Raw genomic sequence first — 26,840 nt, forward strand, 5'->3', positions numbered from 1 at the left:
AACAATACCTTATCCTATATTGGATTAGGTGTTGCACTCAGAATTGGCCGCTAAGAGGTCTAATACTGGATGAACGAAAAAAGACAACATTGAGACCCTTCAGTCACAGGATTTCAATTTTATATCCCGCAAAGTGAGTTACTAATAAAGCCTATCCATTTATTTTGCTGCTTTGCATATAAAAAAGGATGAACTGAAAGTTCATCCTTTCACTATTCATACGAGCGACATTCGCTTTATTGATAACGCATTAATGATTACCGGCAGCACCCGCTCCGCGAGGGATACGTATATCATCAACCAGGGCCTGAATATCTTCCGGTGGTTCAGATGTGACAGCTGATACCACAAAGGCAACAATAAAGTTCATTAGCATCCCCAAGGCCCCAAAACCTTCCGGTGAGATACCCAGAAAGAGATCTTCTTTAGCGCCTCCCATGAACTTGAAGTAAAGAATGTAAGCTATTGTGGAAAGCAAGCCAGTCAACATACCGGCAATCGCCCCCTCTTTATTCATCCGCTTCACAAAAATCCCCATAAAAATAACAGGGAAGAAGGTTGCAGCTGCAAGACCAAAGGCCAGAGCAACGGTAGCAGCAACATATCCGGGAGGGTTCAGACCAAAATAGCCAGCAATACAGATTGCGGCCACAGAAGCCATACGGGCAGCAACCAGCTCCTGTTTCTCGTTAATCTCAGGCAACAGCGTTTTCTTCAGTAAATCATGCGAAATAGCGGTTGAAATCACCAACAAAAGCCCTGCAGCTGTTGAAAGTGCTGCTGCTACAGCGCCTGCCGCGACCAAAGCGATTACCCAGTCCGGCAGATTAGCGATTTCCGGATTTGCCAAAACCAGAATATCTCTGTCGACAAAAACTTCATTCGCATAAGGCTGAAGTGCAGGATCAAAACCCGGTGACGACTCAGTGTCTATCATGGGATTAGCCGTCAATCTCTGACCAAGATCGCCGTACTTATCAGTCAATTCAGGTTTTCCGCCCATAAAGGCATCACCCGCTGCATACTGAACCCGGCCATCACCATTGCGGTCATTCCAGGCGATCAGTCCCGACTGTTCCCAGTTCTTAAACCATTGTGGCATCTGAGTATATGATGTGCCCTCACCATGCTGTCCGTTGATGGTATTAATCAGATTGAGCTGACCGACCGCACCAACCGCAGGCACCGTCAGATAGAGAATCGCAATAAACATCAGCGCCCAACCGGCTGATGCCCGCGCATCCCTCACCTTCGGCACGGTAAAAAACCGAACGATCACATGAGGCAAACCAGCGGTTCCCGCCATCAAAGCAGCAGTAATAAAGAACATATCGATGGTTGAACGGGTACCTGTGGTGTACTCATGAAACCCTAAATCCTGGACAATCTCGTCCAATACAAAAAGCACAGGCTTACCCGCCCAGATCGGATTGACCGATTCCTGAACCGTCGCCCCAAGCCCCGTCTGTGGCAAAATGTGACCGGTGACCTGCATCACCAGAAAAATAGCCGGTACGGTATAAGCAAATATCAGAATGCAGTATTGAGCGACCTGTGTGTAAGTGATCCCCTTCATGCCCCCCATCACGGCATAGAAGAAAACAATCACCATGCCGATCAGAACTCCTGTATCAATATCAACATGCAGAAAGCGAGAGAAAACAATCCCTGTACCGCGCATCTGACCGGCGATATAGGTAAAAGAGATAAAGATCACACAGATAACGGCAATGGTACGGGCCGTATTGGAGTAATAACGATCACCGATAAAATCCGGCACAGTAAATTTGCCGAACTTTCTCAGGTAAGGTGCCAGCAGCATCGCCAGCATCACATACCCTCCGGTCCAGCCCATCAGATAGCCGGAAGCGTCATAACCGGCAAAAGAGACAATACCTGCCAGAGAGATAAATGAGGCTGCCGACATCCAGTCAGCGGCTGTCGCCATGCCATTAGCAGCGGGATGAACACCGCCACCGGCCACATAGAATTCCATGGTTGAACCAGCACGCGCCCAGATCGCAATGCCGATATAGAGTGCAAACGATAAGCCCACAAACAGATAGGTGAGGACATCAAGGCTCATAATGGAGGTTTTCCTCTGTCAATTTTTATTGTTTTAGTGGAATTCAGACGGCTTTAGCGGAAAAAAGATTTTATCTGGTGCAAAGCATCCGAAGTGAGCACGTTTATTCATGTACGTCGTATTTGCGATCCAGCTTATTCATGCTGCGGGCATACATCACCAGAAGGGCAAGAAAGATAAAGATAGAGCCCTGCTGAGCGAACCAGAAGCCCATCTTGAAACCGAAGAAATGAATTTTATTGAGAGCATCTGCAAACAGAATGCCGCAGCCATAAGAGGCGACAAACCAGATAATCAGGTAGCGGATAATAAGACTGATATTTTCACGCCAGTAAGCGACCGCTTGATCTTCTTTCATAGCATAACCTTCATTTTTTCTTGTTATTGATGTTCTTATTATTCTGACAGTAACAGTCAATCTCACAATCTAACAAATATGAAGCCTTTAAACCCCTGACTTTAGTCTTAACCCGCTTTAAAGCATATAAAAAAGCATATTTGCCTTGATGAGGACTGACAGCTACATGACAATATTGCCTCATTTTCCATCAGGTGATCAGGTATGTTTCAAGGCTGGGTTTTAGTTGCTATCTCACTGATCTATATTGCGATTCTCTTTTCCATCGCCTGGTGGGGAGACGCTAAAGCCAAGCATAGCAAAGCACGGTTAACGTCTCGTCGACCTTTTGTTTACAGTATCGCCCTTGGCGTCTACTGCACGTCCTGGACCTTTTACGGCACTGTGGGGCAGGCAACTCACAGCAGCTGGACCTATCTGAGCATTTTTCTCGGCCCTATTATTATGTATGTGCTGTTCTCCGGCCTGATCCGGAAGATCATACGGGTCAGTAAAAAGCAGAACATTACCTCCATTGCCGATTTTATCGCCTCCCGCTACGGTAAAACCCAATCTCTGGCGATCTTAGTTACACTGATCGCTCTGGTGGGCACCCTGCCTTATATCGCGTTGCAGCTAAAAGCCGTAACCATGTCCTATAACGTGATCACCAGCTACCCGGCCCCTCTGACCGATAAGAGCGTCGAGCTATTCAGTGATACCGGCTTTTATGTCGCCATGATGATGGCCATTTTTGCTATCATTTTCGGCACCCGCAATGTGGATGCTACTGAGCACCACGATGGTCTTGTACTGGCTATCGCTTTCGAATCTATCATCAAACTACTGGCCTTTATGGTCGTGGGTGCATCAATCACCTATGGCATGTTCAATGGCTTTAATGACCTGCTCACCCATGCCCGCTACTACCTTGAGATTGAAAAAGAGCTCAACAAAGACCCCATCAGCAACGGTTTTCTGGCGCAGACCTTACTGGCAATGCTGGCAATTCTCTGTCTGCCCCGACAGTTTCATATGGCGGTCGTAGAGAACACCCATGTGGAAGACGCCCGCATATCCCGCTGGGTGTTTCCGGCGTATCTGGTCGCGATCTCATTCTTTGTTCTGCCTATTGCGGCAGCTGGCCTGTTGATTTTTCCTGATGGCACTGTAGAGCCTGACACCTTTGTATTGACGCTTCCTATGGCCGCTCAACAGGGAGGCCTGACACTACTGGCCTTTATCGGTGGCTTCTCCGCAGCAACCAGTATGGTCATTCTGGCGACCATCGCCATCAGCATCATGGTCTCCAACGATATAGTCATCCCACTGCTGTTGAAATTCCGTTGGAGCGGTAATACCTCACACCACGATTTTGGTCAGTTGGTACTGCGGATTCGGCGCATCACGATTGTTGGCGTATTAGCACTGGCTTACCTCACCTACCTTGCTATCGCAGAGTTTAACTCACTGGCCGCAACCGGCCTGCTCTCCTTTGCAGCGGTAGCCCAGTTTGGCCCAGCGATGATTGGCGGTATGTACTGGAAACGTGGCAATCGGTTCGGAGCGCTGGCAGGGATGACCAGCGGCTTCCTGATCTGGGGTTACACCATGATGCTGCCAAGCGTTGCTAATGCCGGTTGGTTAGAATCCAGTATCTTTGCCGATGGCCCCTTTGGTATTTATTGGCTCCGGCCTGAAGCCCTTTTTGGCGCGGATCTGGACTTTCTGACCCATGGCGTTCTTTTTAGCCTGGGCATTAACCTGATCTTCTATATCGCTGTCTCCAATATAACCCGTCAGCGGGTCATTGATCGGATTCAGGCCTCCGCCTTCATCGACAGTATCGACACCCGAAACACCAAATCCGCACGCCCCTGGATGGGTTCAACCTCAGTCGGGGACCTGATGGCTCTGTGTGAACGCTTTCTTGAGCCCGAGGCTGTGGATAAGGCTTTTTCAGATTACTTCCTGCGCAACGAAAAAGATTCGTTCCGCCCGGATGACAGGGCCAGTATCGAGGTTATTCAATTTACGGAGCGCTTACTTACCGGAGTATTAGGAGCATCGTCCGCCCGTATCGTCATCAACTCAGCCCTGCAGGGGAAAGAGATTCAAATCAGTGATGTGATCTCTATTGTTGATGAAGCCTCACAGGTACTGGAATTTAACCGGGCATTGCTTCAGGCGACGATCGAAAACGTCAGCCAGGGGATCTCGGTGGTAGATCACAACCTGAGGCTGGTGGTCTGGAATCAACACTATCTGGATCTGTTTAACTTTCCGGACAATCTGATTCGCGTGGGAGAGCCCATTGAGAACATCTTCCGCTTCAACGCTCAAAATGGAGAGTATGGCCTGGGTGACCCGGAAGAACAGGTTCAGCAGCTACTGGACAATATTCGCTATGGCGAACCTCACCGCTACGTACGCTACCGTAAAGATGGCACTGTGCTCGATGTTGAGGGTAACCCTATGCCAGGCGGTGGTTTTGTGTACACCTATCAGGACATTACCCAGCAGAAGCAAACGGAAGAAGCCCTGATTCAGAGTGAAAACAATATCCGTATCTACACCGATAATGTTCCTGCACTGATCGCCTATTTTGATACAGAACTGCGCTATCTCTTCACCAACAAAGCTTATGAAGAAGCGATGAGTGTTGACCGGACGACCATTATTGGCCAACCCATCTACAAGGTGTTGACCCTCAGTCAATACGAAGCCCGCCGTCCTTATATCGAAAGGGTTTTAAGTGGCGAACGTACCATTTTTGAATTGGAGCACATGCTTGACAATGGTCGCATGCGTTATGGACTGGTGACCTACACCCCCCATAAGAACGACCAGGGTGAAATTCTGGGCTTCTTCTCACTCTATCAGGATATTACTGAGCGCCGTAAAGCAGAGATCGCTCTGAAAGAAACCAATGAAACCCTGGAGGAGCGGGTTAACGAGCGTACTCAGGAGCTCTCTGATCTGAACCAGGACCTGATGCAGGCCAAGCAAACCTCAGAACAGGCTAACGCTTCGAAAACCCGATTCCTCGCGGCAGCATCCCATGACCTGCTGCAGCCTCTGAATGCGGCCCGGCTGTTCACCTCTGCCCTTGCCCATCAGGTGAAAGAAGAAAACCCGGACCAGTACCGCATGACCCGGAATATCGACAGCTCACTTAAAGCTGCCGAAGAGTTGCTCAGTACCCTGCTGGATATCTCCAAACTGGACGCTGGTGCACTGCAACCCAATATCAGCACCTTCCGCCTGTCCGATATTCTCAAGCCACTAAAAGCCGAGTTCGGCGTCATGGCGAATGACAGAGGGCTGCAGTTTAATGCGGTTCCCAACAAAACGATTGTCCGTAGCGACAGCCAGATGCTGCGTCGTATCGTACAAAACTTCCTCTCGAACGCCGCCCGTTACACTCAGCACGGAAAAATCCTCCTGGGCTGTCGACGTATCGCCCATGGCGTTCGTATTGAGGTTTGGGATACCGGACCGGGTATTCCGGAAGAAAAACTGTCTGAAATCTTCCAGGAATTTAAACGCCTCGATCATCCTGAGCGTCATAACAAAGAGGGAGAAAAAGGCCTGGGACTGGGTTTATCCATCGCCGAGCGTATGACCCGGGTTCTGGATCACAAACTACAGGTTCGATCCTGGCCCGGAGAAGGCACCGTATTCAGCGTAGAAGTCCCCTTTGGCAAGACAGAAGACCTGCCCCAGGAACAGGGTGAAAAAAGTGCAAACCCAATCGGCAAGCGCCAGCGTAATAACCCGCTGGCAGGCCTGCATATCCTCTGTATCGACAACGAACCCCTGATTCTGGAAGGTATGGAAGCGATGCTCAGCAACTGGGGTTGTCGTGTCAGCAAGGCCACCACTATTGGCGGCGCGAAATCAGCAATGCGAAACTCAGGTATCCCGGATATTGTTCTGGCGGATTACCATCTGGATAACGATGTGACCGGTGTTATGGCGCTAACCGCCCTGAACGAGACCGTTGATGAGCCGATTCCCGGCATTATGATCACCGCTGACCGGACGGAAGATGTTGCGGAAGAGATTAAACGGGAAGGTTATACCCTGCTGCACAAACCGCTGAAGCCTGCACCATTACGAGCGATGGTGACCCGTATTCTGAAGAGCCACAAACTGAAGCAGTAAGCTTTTACGCTTCATCTGGATCTATCTGCTTAAACCCAAAAAAGCCGCTGAGATCAGCGGCTTTTCATATCTTAATCGCAACAGAAAGCTGCCGGATTCAGATCAGTTAGTCTGCAACCTTAGGTGGCTCAACTTCCAGCTGTTTAGCAGCAATAACTGCTTGTGTACGGCTGTGAACACCCAGCTTACGCAGAATAGCAGTTACGTGCGCCTTAATGGTCGCTTCAGAAACATTCAGTTCATAAGCGATCTGCTTGTTCAGAAGACCTTCGGTCAGCATATTCAGAACGCGGAACTGCTGAGGTGTCAGGGTAGACAGCGCTTCAGCAAAACGAGCCTGCTCTTCACTTACTTCACTCAGGGTTTCAGAGATCTCTGGCGGCAACCAGACCTCACCGTTCAGTACCTCTTCAATCGCCTCTGCGATTGTCTCCAGAGAAGAAGACTTAGGAATAAAACCGGACGAACCGAAATCGATCGCGCGCTGAATCACCAAAGGCTCTTCAGAACCGGAAACGACAATGACAGGAATTGCGGGACACTGTCCACGCAGAAATACCAGACCGGAAAAACCATGAGCTCCCGGCATGTGCAGATCCAACAGGATAAGGTCTGCATCGGAATTGTTACTGGCTGCGGTCTGCACAGCCTCCATATCTTCGGCCTCAACAATCTCGGCTTCAGGTGCTACCTGTTTAACCGCTTGCTGTAGCGCGGCACGAAATAATGGATGATCGTCAGCAATAATGATCTTCTGTGCTAGTGCCATTAATCTCCTCCAACTCCCTGCTAGTCTTATATTTTTCACTCTTATTTATGGGTCAATAATACCTTATTGTTGACAGTTTTGCCTGCAAAAAAAAACTCCCATGTGGCAATCACACGGGAGTTTTCATTCAGCTCACGATTAACGGGAGCTTACCCTATCAACGGTTCAGACGGGACTCGATCAGGTTGTCAACAACGCTTGGATCAGCCAGCGTTGAAGTATCACCCAGGCCATCACACTCGTTAGCAGCAATCTTACGCAGAATACGACGCATAATCTTACCGGAACGGGTCTTAGGCAGACCGGCAGAGAACTGAATCAGATCCGGAGTTGCGATCGGACCAATCTCTTTACGAACCCACTTAACCAGCTCAGTACGCAGATCATCAGACTCATCTACGCCATCATTCAGAGTAATGTAGATGTAGATACCCTGACCTTTAATATCGTGTGGATAGCCAACAACTGCTGCTTCAGCAACGTCTTTGTGAGCAACCATCGCACTTTCGATCTCAGCAGTACCCATACGGTGACCGGATACGTTGATCACGTCATCGACACGACCAGTGATCCAGAAGTAGCCATCTTCATCACGACGTGCACCGTCACCAGTGAAGTAGGTACCAGGGTAAGTGCTGAAGTAAGTCTGGAAGAAGCGCTCGTGATCGCCCCAGATAGAGCGAGCCTGACCAGGCCAGCTGTCTTTCAGGATCAGGCCACCTTCAGTTGCACCTTCAAGTTCAGTACCCTGACCATCAACCAGTGCAGGCTGTACACCGAAGAATGGCAGAGTTGCAGAACCCGGTTTCAGATCTGTTGCACCCGGCAGAGGAGAGATCAGAATACCGCCGGTTTCAGTCTGCCACCAGGTATCAACAATCGGGCAGTTACCGTTACCGATATTTTTATGGTACCACTCCCAGGCTTCAGGGTTGATCGGCTCACCAACAGAACCCAGCAGACGCAGAGAATCACGCTTGGTGCTACCCATTACGTCATCACCCTGAGCCATCAGAGCACGTACCGCAGTCGGTGCTGTGTACAGAATATTTACGTTGTGCTTATCAACCACGTCACCGAAACGGCTGTGGGATGGGTAAGAAGGAACACCTTCAAACATCAGAGAGGTTGCACCGTTCGCCAGAGGGCCGTATACGATGTAGCTGTGGCCGGTAATCCAGCCTACATCTGCAGTACACCAGTAGATGTCACCTTCTTTATAATCAAATACGTACTGGTGCGTCATGGATGCATAAACCATGTAGCCACCAGTGGTGTGCTTCAGACCTTTAGGCGCACCAGTAGAGCCGGAGGTATAAAGAATGAACAGCGGATCTTCTGCTTTCATCTCTTCCGGTGGGCATACGTCAGAAGCAGCATCATAGATATCGTGGTACCAAACGTCACGGTGATCGTGCCACGCGATGTCGCCACCGGTGCACTTAACCACAACAACTTTCTCAACAGTTTTAACCTGTGGGTTGGTCAGAGCTTCATCAACGTTCTCTTTCAGAGGAACCGCTTTACCACCACGACGGCCTTGGTCAGAAGTGATCACGATACGGGAGTCAGAGTTAATAATACGACCGGCAATCGCATCCGGAGAGAAACCACCGAATACAACAGAGTGAACCGCACCGATACGGGCACACGCCAGCATCGCAACAGCAGCCTCAGGAATCATTGGCATGTAGATAGTGACTACATCGCCCTTACGAACACCCTGGCCTTTCAGAGCGTTAGCGAACTTACATACGCGGGTGTACAGGTCACGGTATGTGATGTTTTCTGACTGCTCAGGGTTGTCACCTTCCCAGATGATTGCAACCTGGTCACCACGGGTTTCAAGATGGCGGTCCAGACAGTTAGCACTGGCATTCAGAGTACCGTCTTCAAACCACTTGATATCAACATCGTGAGAATCAAAGCGTACGTTTTTAACTTTGTTGAATGGTTTGATCCAGTCGATGCGCTGGCCGTGTTCAGCCCAGAATGCCTCAGGCTGCTCAACAGATTGCTTGTACATCTCTTCATATTTCGCTTTATTGATCAAAGCATTTGAAGCCACATCTGCTGGTACTGGATACACTTTTTGTTGTTCGCTCATCTAAATCTTGCCTCTGTGCCTGTGAGGAAAAGAAACCCCGGGCGCTTTATTTTTATGATGCGGAGGTTTTAAAAAAATAACCTCACCCGGAATACATATTCGCTGCAAAGTTATACTGGCCTGAAGACCGTGAAAACATTAGACCTTGGTAGCACTATTTTTCTCTTTAAAATCAATAAGTTAAAAAGAGCTTTTAGATTTATGACCAATCAGCCACTTCTGGTTTCATTCTTTCGCAATTGCACAATAGCGTTTCATTCGACTTTCGGGTCATAAAACCACCGTTATAAAAGCCTAATTCTGACTTTTATAACAACTAATACTGATAACCGATATAAACTCTGATTAATTTATATCGGATTAATTTATATCGATTCCTTTTCGCTTTCAAAAACCAACTCTTGCTGGCAGCTACGGCATAAATATTTGATTCCCTGAGCGATTTTATTATGGCGGCGAATCGTCAGGCCATGAACCCGCTCAGGGCAACCGCACCGGTAAAGGTAGTTTTGTTTTGCGGTGGTACTGACATCATATTGATGGGTTGTTTTCGCCGGCACACCTAATACCTGCTCCATCACCCCCTTCCACTCCCGACCATGGGGTTTAATCCGGGGACCAAACTCCCGAAAAGCCACCAAATGCGCCAGCTCGTGCGGCACCACATTGAGCATGAAGTCCTGATAGTTCTCCGCCATCAGTCCCAGATTAAAACGCAGCTTCCACTTTTGCAGATAAGCCTGACCGGCACATTTACCTCTCAGGCTGAGATCCAGTTCCGGTACAGGATAGGTTTTACCAAAATAGGCTTCGACTTTTTCCATCCAATAGATCAGGCCAAAGCGCAGGGCAACCTCTGCCTGCACCTTATCTTTGGGATCAGGACAGACCGGCAGCGCCTGAGGGTGTTTTTTCAGCAGAGTCTCGGTATTCACGGCTTATTCTTACGGCCTCTGTAGGATCGATCATAAAAACGAAACGGGATGGTGGCAGCTTGTCACTGAAATCTCAATTATCTGTCGGCTATCAGCGCTGTCATCAACGCCTGCCCCGCTTCAACACCAGTACACGCTGCGCAGGGACACTGGTACAATGACGGCAATTTATTAGCCTCCATCATTGATTAGTTTCCATGTGTATGGCTGTACAGATCACGCTGGCAGACACAACACAAGAGCAAGCTCCAGTTTTCCGGCAGGGGGCTAACTGTTGCAGGCACCCATTCAGAGGTAGTTATGAAAGAAGAATCCATCCCGGTAGCTGTGATCGACGACGAGATACTGGATCAGCTGTACGATTTTCTGGAATCCGATCAGGTTGATCCTGAAGCACTGGATGTTATCGGCTTGCACGGCTTTATGGTGGCACTGGCCGTTTGTCCTGAAGCTGTACCTACCGGCGAATGGCTACCGGTTGCCTTTAACGGTATGCCCCGTTTTACCAACGACAACTCAAATGAGTTCAGCGAAGACACCGTCATCGGCTGGCTGGAAAACATGCTGGAGCAAACCCGTACCGTACTGTATCGCGGTCAGACCATCGAACTGCCTTTCGAGCCGGAACTGGAAGAAGATGAAGTGCTGGATGACAGCGAAGTCAGCGCTTGGTGTGCCGGTTTTATTGAAGCGGTGATGATGCGTGAAGAGATCTGGTTCGGTCAGCATGAGCAGGATGCAGCAGAACTCCTGTTACCCTTTATGGCGATCTCCTGCTTGTTCCCGGATGAAGAGCTGGACGATATCGTCGCCGATCTGGATACCACCAACCGCTTAGCCGCTCAACTGCCGGAAATTCTGGTCGACCTGTACCTGCTGTTTCATGCGCCTGCAGAAAAACCAACCTCTTTCCCTGGTAAAGGAGGCGCTGGAAAAGGTGGTGCAGGCAAGGGCGGAGCAGGTAAAGGTGGTAATGGAAAAGGCGGTCAGGGCAAAAATCGCCGGGGTGGCAAGCGTAAATAAGCCGCGTCTCCCAAAGTCTATTACATCACCTAATAAAAGAGCGAAGGGGTTAAGCCTTCGCTCTTTTTTATTACCGCTACATAAAGCATAACAAGCTTAATCAGTGCTGCTGACGCTGACCATAGAGTTTATGGTAAACCCCTTGCTGCTCCAGCAGTTCATCATGTCGTCCCTCTTCAATGATATGCCCATCATCAAACACATAGACCCGATCCGCCTGCTTCACCGCACTTAACCGGTGAGCGATGATCAGCGTGGTGCGCTCTTTCAGGAAATCGGCCATCGCCTCATGCAAGCGGGCTTCCGTTTCTGTATCCAGCGCCGAAGTCGCTTCGTCCAGAATCACCACCTTAGGTTCGGTCAGTATCATTCGGGCGATTGCCAAACGCTGTTTCTGACCACCGGAAAGACGAAGACCTTTCTGACCGACAAGGGTATCCAGCTGCTGATCCAACGCGCAGACAAAGTCTTTTAACTGAGCAATCTCCAGAGCCTGCCAAAGTGCCTCATCACTCTGCTCGCGACCCAGTGTCAAATTATCCCGTACAGAGCCATTAAAGAGCGCAGGGTGCTGTAGAACAGTAGCGACATGATCCCGCACCCGTTGCAGACCGATTCGCTCAATTGGCACATTGTTATAAGATACCTGGCCGGATTCTGGCTGATAAAGCCCAAGCAGGGCCTGAACCAGTGTTGATTTACCGCCACCACTGGTCCCGACTAAAGCCACTTTTTCGCCCGGTGCAATGGCAAGATTCACCCCTCTCAATACCGGTTCATTGTCACCGTATTTCAGGTGCAGATTTTCAATACGAATCCCCGTGGTGATCGCATCAGTGAAAGGATCTTCGCACTGCGGATACTGAGGCTCCTGCTGCAGTTTCAACAGATTATTTAACCGCCCGGTAGCCGCTTTGGCCGCAAACCAGGCGTATTGAATCCCCAGCACTTCCTGCACCGGCCCCATCATAAACCAGAGGTATCCAAATACCGCCAGCATCTGTCCCACAGAAAGATCGGAATAAAGCACCATCAGCATCGACAGGGCACGGAAAATATCAAAGCCGAACAGAAACACCAGAAAGCTTAAACGGCTAACGGCATCACTTTTCCATTCAAAGCTGGCAGAGTGCTCTTTCACATCAGATGCTTTGCGGATCAGACGCTTGATGTAATGCTCTTCGCGGTTGCTGGTTCTCAGCTGCTGTACCACATCCAGGGTCTCACCCAGCGCCATCTGAAACGCTTCAAAAGCAGAGTTCTGGGTCTTTTTCAATCGTTTGACGTGCTTACCCAAACGCATGGTGGTCCAGATCACTACCGGGTTGAGCAGCAAAATAAAGAGCGCCAGCTGCCAATGCATCCAGAACAGGATCACAGCCGCTCCGATCAGAGAAAGAAATGCCACGACAAAGCGGCTGACGGAACTACTGATAAAACGGTCAATGGTGTCGACATCCGTCACCAGATGGGAAGCAACAGAGCCTGAACCCAACTGCTCATACTCGGCCATAGAGATACGCTGCAGGTGCTCCAGAAGCCGCTGTCGTAACTTAAAGACGATATCCTTGGAGATCAGAGTAAATTCACGGGTCTGCCAAACATTAAGTACCAGAGCCGCCGCCCGCATCAGCACCGTAGCGAACAGAACGACACCAATATATACCGCTGGAATCTGCCATTCCGGCGACACCAAATCATTAATCGTGGCGGTAATCTGCCCCGGCTGATTCAGCAGTACCTCATCCACCAAAAGGGGAATCAGCAACGGCAAAGGAACACTGAACAAGGTTGCTGCAATCGCAATCAGGTTAGCCAGAATCAGCGAACGTTTATGCTGCTTTACCACCAACCAGAGCGCACGTGGGGTAATTTCATCCTGCATAAAGGCTTTCTCAGCCTCTGACGATTCACTGATGCCAGAAGCATCCAAAGGCGCTTTATGGCGACTCTGCCCCGCCTGAACGTCACTGACGTTTATCGATTCAGATTTCAATACCAAAACTCCGGGGACTTTAATGATCCCGTTGATTCAATCAAACTAAAAACATCCTGACCGCTGACACAACAATTAAACCCTGAAAGGTCAATCAGTTATAATGCGTTCTAAGCTAGGTGCAGGTATCAGCATAAAATAAAAAAACAAAGGAACAGCCCACATGATCTATCCGGCCCGCGTCCGACAACGAGCAGACCGACTCAGACATCGTATTCTAAGGATACTGATGGTGCTGGCTGAACGTCTGATGCTACTCTTTATCCGCATCAGTTTTCATCGTAACCTTCCGTCACTGCCTGAAACCGAAGGTCACTATTGTTACGCCTTAGGCAATAAAAGTCTGACAGATCGTCTGCTATTGAGCCACATAACCCGACGCTATAATCTTCCTTGGTCTGAACAGGCTAGTAGCACACTTGAAGAAAACGCCCGTTATATCGCCCTTCATAACACTCAATACGGTCTCAAGGGGTTAGCAGAGCATCAGGTTTCACCCCGTCTGGTTCGCATGATGGCTTACCTGCTGGAACATCCGGAAGAGGATATTCGTCTGGTGCCGGTCACCATATTCTGGGGCCGCGCGCCGGGACTTGAAACGCACTGGCTGAATCGTTTTTCTGATCAGCGTGGATGGCTACGTCAGAGTCTGCAACGTCTGAAAAATATCCTGATCCACGGCCGTCATACGCTGGTGCATTTTGCTGAACCGGTTTCCCTGAGGGAGCTGATCGCCACCAGCCCTGAGTCCACCCTGATCAATCAGCATGTCCGTAAAACCGCACGTCTTCTGCGGGTGCATTTCCGCCAGACCCGAATCGGTGTCACAGGCCCGGAATTACCGGATCGCAAACAACTGATTCGCCAACTGATACGCAGCCCCCGTATTCAGACCGCTATCCGTGAGGCTACGCAAGTATCTGAGGGCCAGGCATCAATAAGTAGCCAGAAAGCCCGGGACAAAGCTGAAAAATACGCAGATGAAATTGTGGCTAATGTTTCCTACGGCACACAAAAAATGTTTGATGTATTACTGAGCTGGCTCTGGAATCGGCTCTATGATGGAGTACAGATTCACGGTATTGAGCAGGTTCAGGAAACCGCCAAACACAACACCGTAGTTTACGTTCCCTGCCACAGAAGCCATATGGATTACCTGCTACTCTCTTATGCCCTCTACAACCACGGGCTGACACCGCCACATGTGGCAGCGGGTATCAACCTGAATTTGCCTGTGATCGGCTCCCTGCTACGCCGTGGCGGTGCCTTCTTTATCCGTCGCAGCTTTCGGGACAACCCTCTCTATGCGGCCGTCTTTTCTGAATATCTCTTTCTGTTGCTGAACAAAGGTTATTCAACAGAATACTTTGTTGAGGGGGGGCGAAGCCGCACAGGGCGAACCCTACAGCCCAAACCCGGTATGTTATCGATGACCATTCAGGGCTATCTGAGAAACCCGCATCGACAGATCCGGTTGATTCCGGTTTACATCGGCTATGAGAAGGTAGTCGAAGGCCGCACCTATCTGGGAGAACTGCGAGGCAAAGCGAAAAAAGGAGAGTCAATACTGGGGTTACTCAAAGCCGCTAAAACCCTGAAGGAACATTTCGGCAAAGTCAGCCTTGCCTTTGGTGATCCGATTGACCTGAAAAAAACATTAGACCGCACCCTTCCGGGCTGGCAGCAAGCCGATGTTAACGGCATTGATGATAAACCCGAGTGGTTACCGAATGCCGTTAGTGTGCTCTCCAGACAAGTCGCCACCGGCATCAATAACAGCGCAACCCTGAACGGGGCAAATCTGTGTGCCCTTGGCCTTTTAACCGCTCCCAGCCTGACGCTGGAATCCAGCAGTCTGAGCCACTTTATTCACTTCTGCCAAAAACTACACAACCAGCTGCGCCATGCAGGCAGCGCGCCGGTAAACCAGCAGACCACAGAGCAGCTGATCGCCGAAGCTGAAAAACTGGAACTGATTACCCGACTGCCGCACACCTACGGAGATCTGTTACAGCTGAATGAGCAGCAGGCTTTGCTAATGACCTGGTATCGCAACAATATTCTGCACCTGTTCGCCCTACCGTCACTGATCGCTTTCTGCTTTAACCAGCAGAGCCAATACACCCGCAAGCAGCTGTATGAACTGATCACCGTGCTCTACCCTTTCGTCAGCAAAGAGCTCTATCTACCCTGGCAGGGTGAAAACCTGAACCATCAGGTCGATGCCATAGTGCGTGTCTTTATCGATCAGAATGTTCTAGTGGATGATGGCGAGCATCTGGTCAGAATCAGTCCCTATCAGGAACAAGGCGCTCTTCTGGCGCTGATGGCACGCCCTATTCAGCCAAGTCTTGAACGGGGCTATCTGATGGTAGCTCTGCTGCTGCACTTTGGTAGTGGCAGCTTTACCGCAGAGGCACTGGAAAACGAATGCCAGGTGCTTGCTCAACGTCTGTCCATTCTCCACGGTCTGAATGCACCGGAATACTCGCACAAGCCACTGTTCCGTCAGCTGACAGAGTTGCTATTAGAGCTGAATTATCTGCAGACATCAGAGAATGGTCGCCTGATTTTTGGGCAGAATCTGGAATGGTTCTCCGTACAGTGCCGTGCTTTATTCGACCCGGCCTTAAGACACAGTATCCGCTTGCTGACACATCAACCCAAACTGTCTCAGCAAGAACAGGAGGAATAACCAACGTCTGTTCAACAAAGGGCTTACAGGGTGAAACATTAAGCTGACACAGAGCGGGTTTTTTTCATAAACCCCTGTGTTAGCATCAGCTCGGCTTACCGTTTTTGAGGCGCCAGCTCAGGCTCTGTTTCAGGACGGAACCCACCAATCAGGATGACGATAAATGAGTCAATCACAGGAAATAAATATGAGTCAGAACAAAGACTGGTTTTTGGAAAATCTGGTAAATACCGTTAACAACAGTGACATCGAAATCGGTATTACCCTGCAAATGGATGGCTTTTTGGTATCCGGTCATATCGTAAATGGCCGCAAATACTTTGATGGTTTCTCCGGTGAGTTTATCTCAGAAACATCCGTTGCTTTCGGCAATAAAGAAGCACTGGAAAATATTCGCCAGGCGTTTGATAAATACGCCAGCCTGTATGATGGTCAGGAAGCAACCGAAGATAATGGCGCAAGCTTTATCCACCTGCAGGATGCGCGTTTCTTCAACACCAACGGCGCACCAATCCCGAATAACCGTGGTATGTGGTGGCGTGGCCGCATCTCAGAAGTCAGCGGTTTTATTCTGGGTACACTGAATGCTGAAGTAGTTGAAGATTAAAACCTGACGGTTTGATTCTTACCACAAAAAACGGGAAGTCACTTTTAAGTAAGTGCTTACCGTTTTTTATGAACACAATCGGTATCAGATATTAAACTGCAACAGATGACGAATAGCAGTTTCAAAGGGCAAACCTGCAACCTCTTCCAGCTCATCATTTAACAGCTCAAGCCAATCCTCCAGCTCCAGCTGCAGTGCCAGTTCCGCAAGCTCTTCAGCGGTTTGCCTGTAGCCTTTAAGGTGGCTACTGCGGCTCTGGCGCAAAGAACCATTATTAAGGTTAAAAACACGAATGGTTTCTTCAGCCCTGTGTCGGCTATGCGCAGACAGCGCTTCTCGCGGATATACGCTACCATCAGAAATAAAACGCAAAAAAGCTTCCGGATCATCCTGATCCATTTTCAGCAGATGTTCCGGCTGATACCGCTGGTCATCCTTGTACTTGCCGCAGGATTTTTTACGGTTACAGGAACCAAAAATATTGCTCCAGTCATAAGTTCCCTGCGGATAGCGATCGCGCTGACGGAAATGCTCAATATGAGCATTTCCCTGCCCCGGCGTACTGTCAATCATCGCTTCACAATACGCACATCTGTGCTGTTGCATGGCGTGGAGCTGCTGCCAGATTTCCGCCTTATCGCTGTCTGTCACAAGACTCCAGCGATCTCTGCCGTGCTTGTAGCGCTTCAAACACGAAGGAGCCTGTAGCCGGACCAGCTTATGCATTGCGACTTCCGGATACCTGTTTTTCTGCTATTTTTGCGGCTGCTTTTGCCTTCATCTGCATCAGTCGCTCCAGGCGCTGACATTCAAGCCATTCCGGGTGGTGTAGACCAAAGTGCCGCTCAATATTAACGGCTAACCGGCCTTTCTCCTCCGCCTGCTCGGGGCTGAGCTGTGTCTGGCTTAACAAGGCTTTATAACGCTGCAACCAGTGTGCTTCCGGCAGGTCCGGAACCGCATCCACATGCTGAACATCAGCCATAACAAGGTTACTGGCAACGCCTTTACTCTGCTGCAAAGGGGTTTCCACTCCCTCAGCAGATAAAATACGGATCGACTCCGCTGGCACGGTCGACAGTACCTGCGGGCTGTGCGTGGTTACCACAAACTGAATCCGGGGAAACGCCTGACGCAACGCGGCAATAATCCGCTGCTGCCAGGATGGGTGCAAAAACATATCCACTTCATCGATCAGAGCAACACCGGGGGTCTCACGAGCGGCATCTGCCCCCAGATGCGGATTCAGTTTGTAGCAGCGAAAAGCAATATCACTGACCATAACAACAATATTGCGCAACCCATCGCTGAGCTGACTTAACGGAACAAACCCCTGTTCAGGGTGTTCCATCACCAGCTGCTGGTTCTGGCTGGAGCGGTACTGCAGATTGCGCCAGCCGGTTTCCTCTTCCGTCAGAGCATTAATCGCGGTCTGTACCGTCTCAATCGCACTTTTAAAACTGTTAAGCAGCTGGGGGTCTGCTGTTTCTCCTTCCAGCTCCGCAATCTGCAGCTCACGATAACTTTTAAAAATATCGCCAAACCACTTTTCAAACTGCTTATAACTGGATGTTGCGGTCAGACAGTTCTGATATGCCCACAGCCGGGACTGACTGTTCAGATCCGGCTCCGCATCTTCAACTTCGGAGTTATACCGCCCCTGATACCAGAGCCGCCCTGTTCCCAGATAAACAATAAGCGGCAAACTGAGTTCTTCAGAACTCACACTGCCCCCCTGACGAACATCCTGCTGCAGCTCTTTGGCGTATGCCGTAAGGGATTTTGTCTGTGTCAGCGCTTTGGTATTGGTGCGGGGTTTAATGCTTTCGCGCTGCTGCAGCCAGGATCTTGGCCGATTATCTTCTGTCGTCCAGAAACCTTCTGCTTGAACCTTTGATGGCAGCTGCGCCTCCATACTCTGCCCAACCCTGGCGATACGTACATCTTCAATCTGAACCGTTGCTGATTTTCCGGTCTGACTGCCCAGATCAAAGCCTTTCACAAAGGGCCAGAGAGCCACACGAAGCGCATCCAGTAAAGTAGTTTTACCGCCACCATTGACTGCAGTAAGTACCGTCAGTTCAGGGTGCAGCTTAAGCCGAAGCTGCCCAAAACAACGAAAATTGGTGATTTCAATCTCTTTTATTTTCATAGACGGACTCAACGGTCAGAAAGCGAATTAACAATATTTCTGAATACTATACGAAAAAATGTCCAAGCTTCACTCATCATCCAACTTACGCTTGGCATAGATATCGTAGCGGCTGGATTTTCCTTCCAGCACATAGGTCGGAGCAACACCTTCAATAGCGGGTGCTTTGCGGGGGCGTTTCACCACAACCCGATGGGTGGCAAGTTCCAAAGCAGTCGCCAGTAAGTCGGCCTCATCAGTATCAAAGCCTACCAGCTGGTGAAACAGCTTCATCTCTTTTTTGACCGATGCGCTTTTCTCACGAGCCGGAAACATAGGATCCAGATAAATCACCTGAGGTGAGAAACCAGTATCGCCAATGGCATCTGCCATGCTCTCGGTAGAGTTACCGGGCACCAGCGTCATGCGGGACGTGACCTCAGCGGCGTCCGGATCTGACAGAGCACGCTCCAGTCCATCCTGCAGCAAAGCAGCCACCACCGGATGACGCTCCATCATCAGCATCTCGCAGCCTAAGCCCGCCAGCACAAAGGCATCGCCACCCAGACCCGCTGTCGCATCCAGAACCCGGGGCTTAACACCGGTTTTAAGACCCACCGCTTTGGCGATCAGCTGACTTTTTCCGCCACCATACTGCCGACGGTGCGCGGCTTTACCACCGACAAAATCAACCTGTATCGGTTTTGGGGCTTTCTTACCCGTCTCACCCAGGGAGAGTCCCTGATCATCAATATAAAGCACCAAAGCGCCAGCCTCGCGGGGCAGCTCAGCGGCAATGGAAACCATCAGATGCACCGGAAGATTCGCCTTTAGCGTTACCAGCAAAGCTTCGGCATGAGCCTGATGGCGATCATTCCGGGGACAAAGATACAGCGGTGTAGCTGTCGCAAGTTCAGACGAGGGAGCAGAGTCAGTCATAACAGAACAACCAGTTGACCTTAAACGAACAACGCCAGCAGGATAACACCCAAAAACAGACGATAGATGACAAAGGGCAGCATACCGATCCGGTCCAGCAAACGCAGGAACAGATGGATACAGGCAAGAGCAGCCCCAAAGGCGATCACACCACCGATCAGGGTATGGCTGATCTGGGCTTCTGTGCCGGTCTGATAAAGCTCAGCACCTTTCAGCAGACCCGCCGCCATAATCAGGGGAATCGAGAGCAGAAAACTAAAACGCGCTGCCGCCTGCCGGGTCAGCCCCAGCATCAATGCGGCAGTGATGGTGATACCGGAACGTGACGTTCCCGGAACCAACGCCAACGCCTGCGCCAGACCGATAAAGATCGCATCCTTCATGGTGAAATCATCCTCACCACGGTTGCGACGACCTTTCACATCAGCCCACCAGAGCAAAGCCCCGAATACTAATGTCGTGATCGCAATCACCAACGATGAACGCAGATCACCTTCGATAAAGTCATTCAACAAAATGCCCGCTAAGCCTGCCGGAATCGTCGCCAGAATTACCGACCAGGCCATAAAACTATCCTGCGAATGCTGACGCTTAAAAACGCTGGCCAGCCAGGCCAGAAGCATCTTGCGAATATCTTTGTAGAAGTAGAACATGACGGCCAGCAGGGTTCCCACATGAACCGCGACATCAAAGGCCAACCCCTGATCCGCCCAGCCGAAGATCTGTGCAGGAAGAATAAGATGCGCAGAACTTGAGACCGGAAGAAACTCTGTCAGCCCCTGAACAAGAGCCAGAAATGTCACCTGAAACCAATCCACGATGGTCTTTCCTTTTAAACAAAAAGCCTCTATGCGAGACAAAAACAAAAACCGAAGCCTGCCAGCTTCGGCTTAAGGGTTTATTAAGTGCTCAACTTACAGCGAGGTTTATTTCACCTGATGCGGGCCTTCGCCCTTTTTGAAGGCTACGTTATCCCTCAGATAGACAGGTATCGCGTCCTCTGCAGAAACGGTTTTCCCTTGCTGCCAGTACAACTCGGCCAAACGGGCAATATCACCGGCCTGAGGCAAAAGTTCCGGGTAGGTTTGCTGTACCAGCCCCTGCATAACCGGAGAGAACTGATCCAATAGCTGCCAACCATTACCGGCACCAACCCAATCGGCATCCTCAACCGGGTTGACCAGCGACACCTGATCCGGAGCAATCACCTCAGGCTGGGCCACACAATCAAAGCCATTGCCGTTCCAGTGATACGCGGCCCAGTAGACTTCGCCCATGCGGGCATCGAGGGAGGAGATAATGTAATGGGCATAGCGCTCGCGGAATAACGTGAACGCCATGGTTTCCAGAGTGGTGACCGGAATCACCGGCAGGTCCGCACCAAAGGCCAACCCCTGTGTTACACCAGTAGCAATCCGCAGACCGGTAAAAGAACCGGGACCATTGGCAAAAGCGATAGCATCCAGCTGTTGCAGCTTAACGCCGGCCTCAGACAGAATCTCTTCCACCATGGGTAACAGCAACTGGGTATGTTTGCGGGGCTGAAGCTGAAAGTTCTCCAGCACTTCGTCATCCAGTTTAAGGGCTACTGAACAAGCTTCTGTGGAAGTGTCTAGTGAAAGAATACGTGCCATCGGTCGTCTGCCTAGAAACAAAAAAAGCGATTATACGCATTTCAGCTCAACAGAACGAATTCTTAAGAATTCAACCTGACAGAGGTGTGTATAACCCATCAGAGCAGACCTTCAATCATCCTGATGCGACTCATTTTAAAAACACCGTAAACCTGATCGAAGCCTTATAATCAGCCCTGAACCTGAGGCCAGTCCCCTGAAACAAAACAACCCTGCACGATAACGGGCAGGGTTGAAGAGGTCGGCTATATCACAGTCGCGCTTGCAAGGGTTACTCTTTTGCACCGTGAAACTGACTGACCCGGTGGAAGATGTGGTTATCACAACGATGACAGCGCTCAATCGGACGGGTATGGGTCACAACCACCATCTTGTCGCATTCCGTACAACTGAAAGTACCTGCTGTCGCCAGTTCACCTTCGATATAGGTGCCTGGGTCACTTTCCAGCTTTTGCTCCAGTTCCAGTTGATCAATCCGGGTTTTGTCGGCAACCGATTGCAACGCTCGGGACAGAGATAATTCCAACGCGGAAAGATCAATGTTCAGCCATTCGCCCAGACCGCGACCGGTTGAACTGACAAAGTGCCCAAGATCCTGCAGATCCCGGTTAAGCCAGGTCGTCAGAAGTGCCACTTCATCCTTGGTCAAACGCTCAAAGTCCTGCTCAAACTCAACCGCATCGCGGATCTCTTTTTGCAGCGTGTCCAGAGTATTATGCTCAGCCTCAGCCAGGCGCTTTTCGATTCGGGTCAGAGCGTTGTCATAGTGACGGGCCAGTTTTTCATTACTGTCCGGACGATTTTCGTTTGATTGATCTGACATAACGTCTCCTTGATCGGGTAAAACAGGTCTAAGAATGCACTGAACGTCTCAATTCGGTGGCACTCATCATCTTGTTATCCTTGAGTATTTACCATCACGAAGCCTGTGTCACGAACCGAAATCAGTAAAAATTAACTGTTACTTATCCATCGTCAGTCTTGGGGCTGAAGGATACCGGTTTCGTCCGAACCTTTATCTGCCTTTTTATCCCGCCTGCCCCTACCTGTCAGGCAGTCTGTAAGGTAGAATTGAGTGTTTAACGCCAGCGTTAGGCCCATAAGCACCTGACGCAGCTGTCTGATCATCCAAAGACAGCAGATCTGACCCAATTTGTTAACCCTTCCGGCCCCCCGGAACTGGCAAGGTAATCAAGCGATAATGGACGTTCAGTACACTCCCCACAAAATCGAACAGGAAGCGCAGGCTTTCTGGGAAAAGAATCAGTGTTTCAAAGCCGTAGAAGACGCAAACCGCGAGAAATTCTACTGCCTGTCGATGTTCCCGTACCCAAGTGGCAAGCTACACATGGGGCACGTGCGTAACTACACCATTGGTGATGTACTATCCCGTTATCAGCGACTGCGTGGCAAAAATGTTCTACAGCCGATGGGCTGGGATGCGTTTGGTCTGCCTGCAGAAAACGCTGCCATTAAAAACAACGTAGCGCCAGCAAAATGGACCTACGAAAACATCGATTACATGCGAGACCAGCTAAAACAGCTGGGCTTTGCTTATGACTGGGATCGCGAAATAGCGACCTGTCATCCGGAATACTATCGCTGGGAGCAGTGGTTCTTCACTCGTCTGTTCGAAAAAGGTCTGGTTTATAAAAAGACCTCAGCCGTGAACTGGTGCCCGCACGATATGACGGTTCTGGCTAACGAGCAGGTTATTGATGGTTGCTGCTGGCGTTGTGACACTGAAGTTGAGCGTCGTGAGATTCCTCAGTGGTTCCTGAAGATTACCGATTACGCGGATCAGCTGCTGGACGATCTGGACAAGGTGGACTGGCCTGAGCAGGTCAAAACCATGCAGCGTAACTGGATCGGCAAATCCCGGGGTGTTGAACTGCGTTTCGGTCTGAAAGACCGTTCCGAAGAACTGGAAGTGTTCACCACCCGCCCGGATACCCTGATGGGTGCCACTTATGTTGCCGTTGCTGCCCAGCACCCGCTGTCGCTGGAAGCCGCACAGAACAATGCCGAACTGGCGGCGTTCGTTGAAGAGTGCAAACACACCAAGGTTGCTGAAGCTGACATGGCAACCATGGAGAAGAAGGGTATGGCTACCGGCTTTACTGCCCTGCATCCTCTAACCGGCCGTGAAGTGCCGGTAATGGTCGCCAACTTCGTACTGATGGATTACGGTTCAGGTGCTGTTATGGCGGTTCCGGGTCACGATCAGCGTGACTGGGAGTTTGCGACCAAATATGACCTGCCGATTGAGCAGGTGATCGCTGGGGCAGAAGGTGATGACGTCGACCTATCCAAAGAAGCGTATACCGAGAAAGGCAAACTGATTAACTCCGGTGAGTTTGACGGTCTGGACTTTGAAGCCGCCTTTGATGCCATCGCAGCCAAACTCGAAAGTGCAGGTAAAGGTAAGATCACCATCAACTACCGTCTGCGCGATTGGGGTGTCTCCCGTCAGCGTTACTGGGGTGCGCCAATCCCTATGATCAGCTGTGACAGCTGTGGTGACGTACCAGTGCCGGAAGACCAGCTGCCGGTTGTGCTGCCGGAAGATGTGGACTTTGACGGCGTGGGTTCTCCGATCAAGAAGATGCCGGAATTCTATGAAACCACCTGTCCTAAGTGTGGCGGTGCGGCAACCCGTGAAACCGATACCTTCGACACCTTTATGGAATCCTCCTGGTACTACGCCCGTTACGCCTGCCGTAACCAGAGCGAAGCGATGCTGGATTCTGAAGCGGATTACTGGACACCGGTAAACCACTACATCGGTGGTATCGAGCACGCCATTCTGCACCTGCTGTACAGCCGCTTCTATCACAAGCTGCTGCGTGACGAAGGTCTGGTGAACTCTGACGAGCCGTTCCAGCGCCTGCTGACTCAGGGCATGGTGCTGAAAGATGGCAGCAAGATGTCCAAGTCCAAGGGCAACACCGTTGACCCGCAGGAACTGATCCAGAAATACGGCGCTGATACCGTGCGTCTGTTTATCATGTTCGCAGCACCGCCTGAGCAATCGCTGGAATGGTCTGATTCCGGTGTGGAAGGTGCCAACCGCTTCCTGAAGCGTCTTTGGAAAATGGTACAAGGCCACGTTGAAGCAGGTCCTGCCCCTGAGCTGAACCCTGCTGCTCTGAACGACAAGCAGAAAGAGCTGCGTCGTAAGACCCACGAAACCATCGCTAAAATCAGTGATGATATGGAACGCCGTCTGACCTTTAACACCGCTATTGCGGCTGTTATGGAACTGACCAACGCCATCACCAAAGTGAATGACGACAGCGCTGAGATGCGTGCTGTTCAGCACGAAGCGATTGAAGCCTGCGTCCTCATGCTGTCACCGATGGTGCCGCATATTGCCCACACGCTGTGGCAGATGCTGGGCCATGAAGATGCGGTCATCGATGCGAGCTGGCCGGTTGTGGATCAGGACGCTCTGGCCCGTGACTCTATCCAGATGGTGGTTCAGGTGAATGGCAAAGTGCGCAGCAAGATCGAAGTGGCTGCCGACGCACCAAAAGATGCCATTGAAGAACTGGCAAAAGCTGACGAGAAAGTGACTAAGTTCCTGGAAGGCGTCACCATCCGTAAGGTGATCATAGTTCCGGGCAAACTGGTCAACATTGTAGCGAACTAATCCTTAACGGACTTATTCGCTACCCGAAAACAGGCACGGTGGAAACCGTGCCTGTTTTTGCAGGTCTACTACTATCTACTGTTAAGAATTCATTAGTTAATTAGCTTACTAATGAATGTGTAATAACAACCCAGATCAAAGAATCATACGTTAATGCCCCCAAATCGGCCTTAACTTAGCAAACGGAAGTCAGATGAAGTTGCAAAAGACAAACACCTTGTCTAGTTTTAAGTGGTTAGGCGCAGTTTTACTGGCAATTCTCGTCAGTGGCTGCGGCTTTCAGCTGCGAGGGACAGCCGGTTTTCCGGCTGAGCTCTCGCCACTTTACCTCTCTGAACAATCCTCTGTTTTTTATAACACCCTGGCGACTCAGCTCACTCAGGGCGATGTTGTGCTCCTGAAAGGCAAAGAGGGTGCTCGCTGGCATCTTTGGCTGAGTCAGGTACGCCACCAGAAACAGCAAACCACCTTTACCTCCGGCTCAAGCAGCTACGACCTCTATGCCGAAGTCGATTTCCAACTGCTGAACGCAGAAGGCAAACCGGTTGCACCGCAAAGCACGCTCAAAGCCAGTCGCAGCTATACCAGTAGCGACAGCCTTTACAGTGAAGCCAGCGATCTGGCATCACTTCGCTTTGACATGGAGCGAGATCTGGCCAGCCGTGTCGCCCGCCAGTTAAGTCGCATCACGCTTCCGGTGACCAAAGAGGTTACCGGCAGCCAGCAACCATGAAGGTTTTCGCCGATAAGCTGAATGATCAGCTTAAGTCTGGCCTTAAGCCGATCTATCTGATTGCTGGTGATGAGCCCCTTCAGATGCGCGAAGCCTCCGATGCCGTTCGCGCTGCCGTGCGTCAGGCCGGAGCCGAAGAACGGGAAGTCCACCATGTGGATAACAGTTTCAGCTGGTCTACGTTGCTGGAAGCCAATGCCAGCATGAGCTTATTCTCCAGCCATAAACTGATTGAACTGCATATTCCTAGCGGTAAACCCGGTCAGGAAGGCAGTCAGGCGCTGCAGGCTTATGCACAGGAGATCTCGGATAATCGCGGTCAAAGCGATAACACTCTGATGATCATCTCCGGCAAACTGGAAGGCTCATCCACCAACAGCAAGTGGTTTAAAGCGTTGGATGCTGTCGGTATCTTTGTCCCTGTCTGGCCGTTAGATCAACAACGCCTGCCCGGATGGATCACCCATCGCCTGCGGGCTGTGGGTTTCCATCCCACGCCCGAAGCAGTTGCTCTGCTCGCACAGCGGGTTGAAGGAAACCTTCTGGCCTGTGATCAGGAGATTCAGAAACTAAGACTGGCGTATCCGGATCAGAGCCAACTGGATGATCAGGCGATTCTGGCCGCTGTACATGACAGCTCCCGCTATGATGTTTTCAATCTGACCGATGCCCTGCTGGCCGGAGATCCGGTTCGCACCAGCCGTATCCTGACAGGACTCCAGGGCGAGGGCTTGGAACCGCCCATTATTCTTTGGGGTATTACCAGAGAGTTGCGCCAGCTTATCAACCTGAAACACAGAGTCGATCAGGGACAGTCGTTTGATCGTATCTGTCGTGACCTGAGAATCTGGGACAAGCGTAAGCCGGTCTATCAGAAAGCGATCAAAGCCCACAGCGGAAAACAACTGCATCAACTGATTCTGATGGCCGAACAAGTGGACCAGAGAATCAAGGGTATCGAGAAGGGTAAAAGCTGGCCTATTCTGAGCCAGCTATGTCTGAAGTTCAGCGGACTGAATGTACTCTGAG

Annotated in this window: 19 protein-coding genes; 7 read left to right on the plus strand and 12 right to left on the minus strand. The window is 50.5% G+C overall.

Annotation, left to right across the window (positions count from 1 at the left end):
* Positions 1–250: 250 nt before the first annotated feature.
* Positions 251–2,086: a sodium:solute symporter family protein gene (locus tag AC4GL5_RS12725; RefSeq protein WP_490383168.1), complete on the minus strand. Its 1,836-nt coding sequence runs from the start codon at positions 2,084–2,086 to the stop codon at positions 251–253.
* 103 nt (positions 2,087–2,189) lie between these two features.
* Positions 2,190–2,444, minus strand: a complete 255-nt coding sequence (locus AC4GL5_RS12730; RefSeq protein ID WP_490383169.1) for a DUF4212 domain-containing protein — start codon at positions 2,442–2,444, stop codon at positions 2,190–2,192.
* Positions 2,445–2,648: 204 nt separating this feature from the next.
* Between AC4GL5_RS12730 and AC4GL5_RS12735 the strand changes: the two genes are divergently transcribed.
* Entirely contained in the window at positions 2,649–6,590 is a 3,942-nt protein-coding gene (locus AC4GL5_RS12735) for a NahK/ErcS family hybrid sensor histidine kinase/response regulator (protein ID WP_490383170.1), read from the plus strand.
* Between the two features lie 106 nt (positions 6,591–6,696).
* Here AC4GL5_RS12735 and AC4GL5_RS12740 read toward each other — a convergent pair whose 3' ends face one another.
* From AC4GL5_RS12740 to AC4GL5_RS12750, 3 genes are all read right to left on the minus strand, one after another.
* Complete coding sequence (locus tag AC4GL5_RS12740) at positions 6,697–7,359, minus strand: LuxR C-terminal-related transcriptional regulator (RefSeq protein ID WP_490383171.1); 663 nt, start codon at positions 7,357–7,359, stop codon at positions 6,697–6,699.
* A 157-nt stretch (positions 7,360–7,516) separates the two neighbouring features.
* Complete coding sequence (gene acs, locus AC4GL5_RS12745; protein ID WP_490383172.1) at positions 7,517–9,466, minus strand: acetate--CoA ligase; 1,950 nt, start codon at positions 9,464–9,466, stop codon at positions 7,517–7,519.
* 365 nt (positions 9,467–9,831) lie between these two features.
* Positions 9,832–10,401 carry a SprT family zinc-dependent metalloprotease gene (locus AC4GL5_RS12750; RefSeq protein ID WP_490383173.1) on the minus strand — a complete coding sequence of 190 codons (570 nt, stop codon included), beginning with the start codon at positions 10,399–10,401 and terminating at the stop codon, positions 9,832–9,834.
* A gap of 300 nt (positions 10,402–10,701) precedes the next feature.
* On the opposite strand from AC4GL5_RS12750, the gene AC4GL5_RS12755 reads away from it, so the two are divergent.
* Positions 10,702–11,424 (plus strand): YecA/YgfB family protein, encoded by a 723-nt coding sequence (locus AC4GL5_RS12755; protein ID WP_490383174.1) that lies wholly within the window; start codon positions 10,702–10,704, stop codon positions 11,422–11,424.
* Positions 11,425–11,524: 100 nt separating this feature from the next.
* Here the strand turns inward: AC4GL5_RS12755 and AC4GL5_RS12760 are convergent, their stop codons facing one another.
* Complete coding sequence (locus AC4GL5_RS12760; protein ID WP_490383175.1) at positions 11,525–13,420, minus strand: ABC transporter ATP-binding protein; 1,896 nt, start codon at positions 13,418–13,420, stop codon at positions 11,525–11,527.
* Between the two features lie 163 nt (positions 13,421–13,583).
* Here AC4GL5_RS12760 and plsB point away from each other — a divergent pair, with 163 nt between their 5' ends.
* Together plsB and gvpU are read left to right on the plus strand one after the other, a co-directional pair.
* Positions 13,584–16,115, plus strand: a complete 2,532-nt coding sequence (gene plsB / locus AC4GL5_RS12765; RefSeq protein WP_490383176.1) for a glycerol-3-phosphate 1-O-acyltransferase PlsB — start codon at positions 13,584–13,586, stop codon at positions 16,113–16,115.
* A 187-nt stretch (positions 16,116–16,302) separates the two neighbouring features.
* On the plus strand, positions 16,303–16,722 hold the full coding sequence (gvpU, locus tag AC4GL5_RS12770) for a gas vesicle accessory protein GvpU (RefSeq protein ID WP_490383177.1): 420 nt from the start codon (positions 16,303–16,305) through the stop codon (positions 16,720–16,722).
* An 84-nt stretch (positions 16,723–16,806) separates the two neighbouring features.
* On the opposite strand, the gene ptuB is transcribed toward gvpU, so the two are convergent.
* The 6 genes from ptuB to AC4GL5_RS12800 all read right to left on the minus strand — a co-directional run bounded on the left by ptuB (position 16,807) and on the right by AC4GL5_RS12800 (position 22,249).
* Entirely contained in the window at positions 16,807–17,448 is a 642-nt protein-coding gene (gene ptuB / locus AC4GL5_RS12775) for a retron Ec78 anti-phage system effector HNH endonuclease PtuB (RefSeq protein ID WP_490383178.1), read from the minus strand.
* Complete coding sequence (locus tag AC4GL5_RS12780) at positions 17,441–18,874, minus strand: AAA family ATPase (RefSeq protein ID WP_490383179.1); 1,434 nt, start codon at positions 18,872–18,874, stop codon at positions 17,441–17,443. The genes ptuB and AC4GL5_RS12780 overlap by 8 nt, the downstream gene beginning before the upstream one ends.
* Before the next feature lie 69 nt (positions 18,875–18,943).
* Complete coding sequence (locus tag AC4GL5_RS12785) at positions 18,944–19,792, minus strand: class I SAM-dependent methyltransferase (protein WP_490383180.1); 849 nt, start codon at positions 19,790–19,792, stop codon at positions 18,944–18,946.
* A gap of 20 nt (positions 19,793–19,812) precedes the next feature.
* Positions 19,813–20,610, minus strand: coding sequence for an undecaprenyl-diphosphate phosphatase (locus AC4GL5_RS12790; RefSeq protein WP_490383181.1), 798 nt, complete (start codon positions 20,608–20,610; stop codon positions 19,813–19,815).
* A gap of 108 nt (positions 20,611–20,718) precedes the next feature.
* Positions 20,719–21,426 carry a tRNA (adenosine(37)-N6)-threonylcarbamoyltransferase complex dimerization subunit type 1 TsaB gene (gene tsaB / locus AC4GL5_RS12795; protein ID WP_490383182.1) on the minus strand — a complete coding sequence of 236 codons (708 nt, stop codon included), beginning with the start codon at positions 21,424–21,426 and terminating at the stop codon, positions 20,719–20,721.
* A 271-nt stretch (positions 21,427–21,697) separates the two neighbouring features.
* Positions 21,698–22,249: a zinc ribbon-containing protein gene (locus AC4GL5_RS12800; RefSeq protein WP_490383183.1), complete on the minus strand. Its 552-nt coding sequence runs from the start codon at positions 22,247–22,249 to the stop codon at positions 21,698–21,700.
* Between the two features lie 378 nt (positions 22,250–22,627).
* Between AC4GL5_RS12800 and leuS the strand changes: the two genes are divergently transcribed.
* The 3 genes from leuS to holA all read left to right on the plus strand — a co-directional run bounded on the left by leuS (position 22,628) and on the right by holA (position 26,839).
* Complete coding sequence (gene leuS, locus AC4GL5_RS12805) at positions 22,628–25,078, plus strand: leucine--tRNA ligase (RefSeq protein ID WP_490383184.1); 2,451 nt, start codon at positions 22,628–22,630, stop codon at positions 25,076–25,078.
* Between the two features lie 193 nt (positions 25,079–25,271).
* A complete protein-coding gene (locus AC4GL5_RS12810) occupies positions 25,272–25,811 on the plus strand; it encodes an LPS-assembly lipoprotein LptE (RefSeq protein WP_490383185.1) in 540 nt (179 codons plus the stop codon).
* On the plus strand, positions 25,808–26,839 hold the full coding sequence (gene holA, locus AC4GL5_RS12815) for a DNA polymerase III subunit delta (protein WP_490383186.1): 1,032 nt from the start codon (positions 25,808–25,810) through the stop codon (positions 26,837–26,839). Before AC4GL5_RS12810 ends, holA begins: the two co-directional genes overlap by 4 nt.
* Position 26,840: the final 1 nt, after the last annotated feature.

The organism is Oceanospirillum sp., from assembly GCF_982874595.1.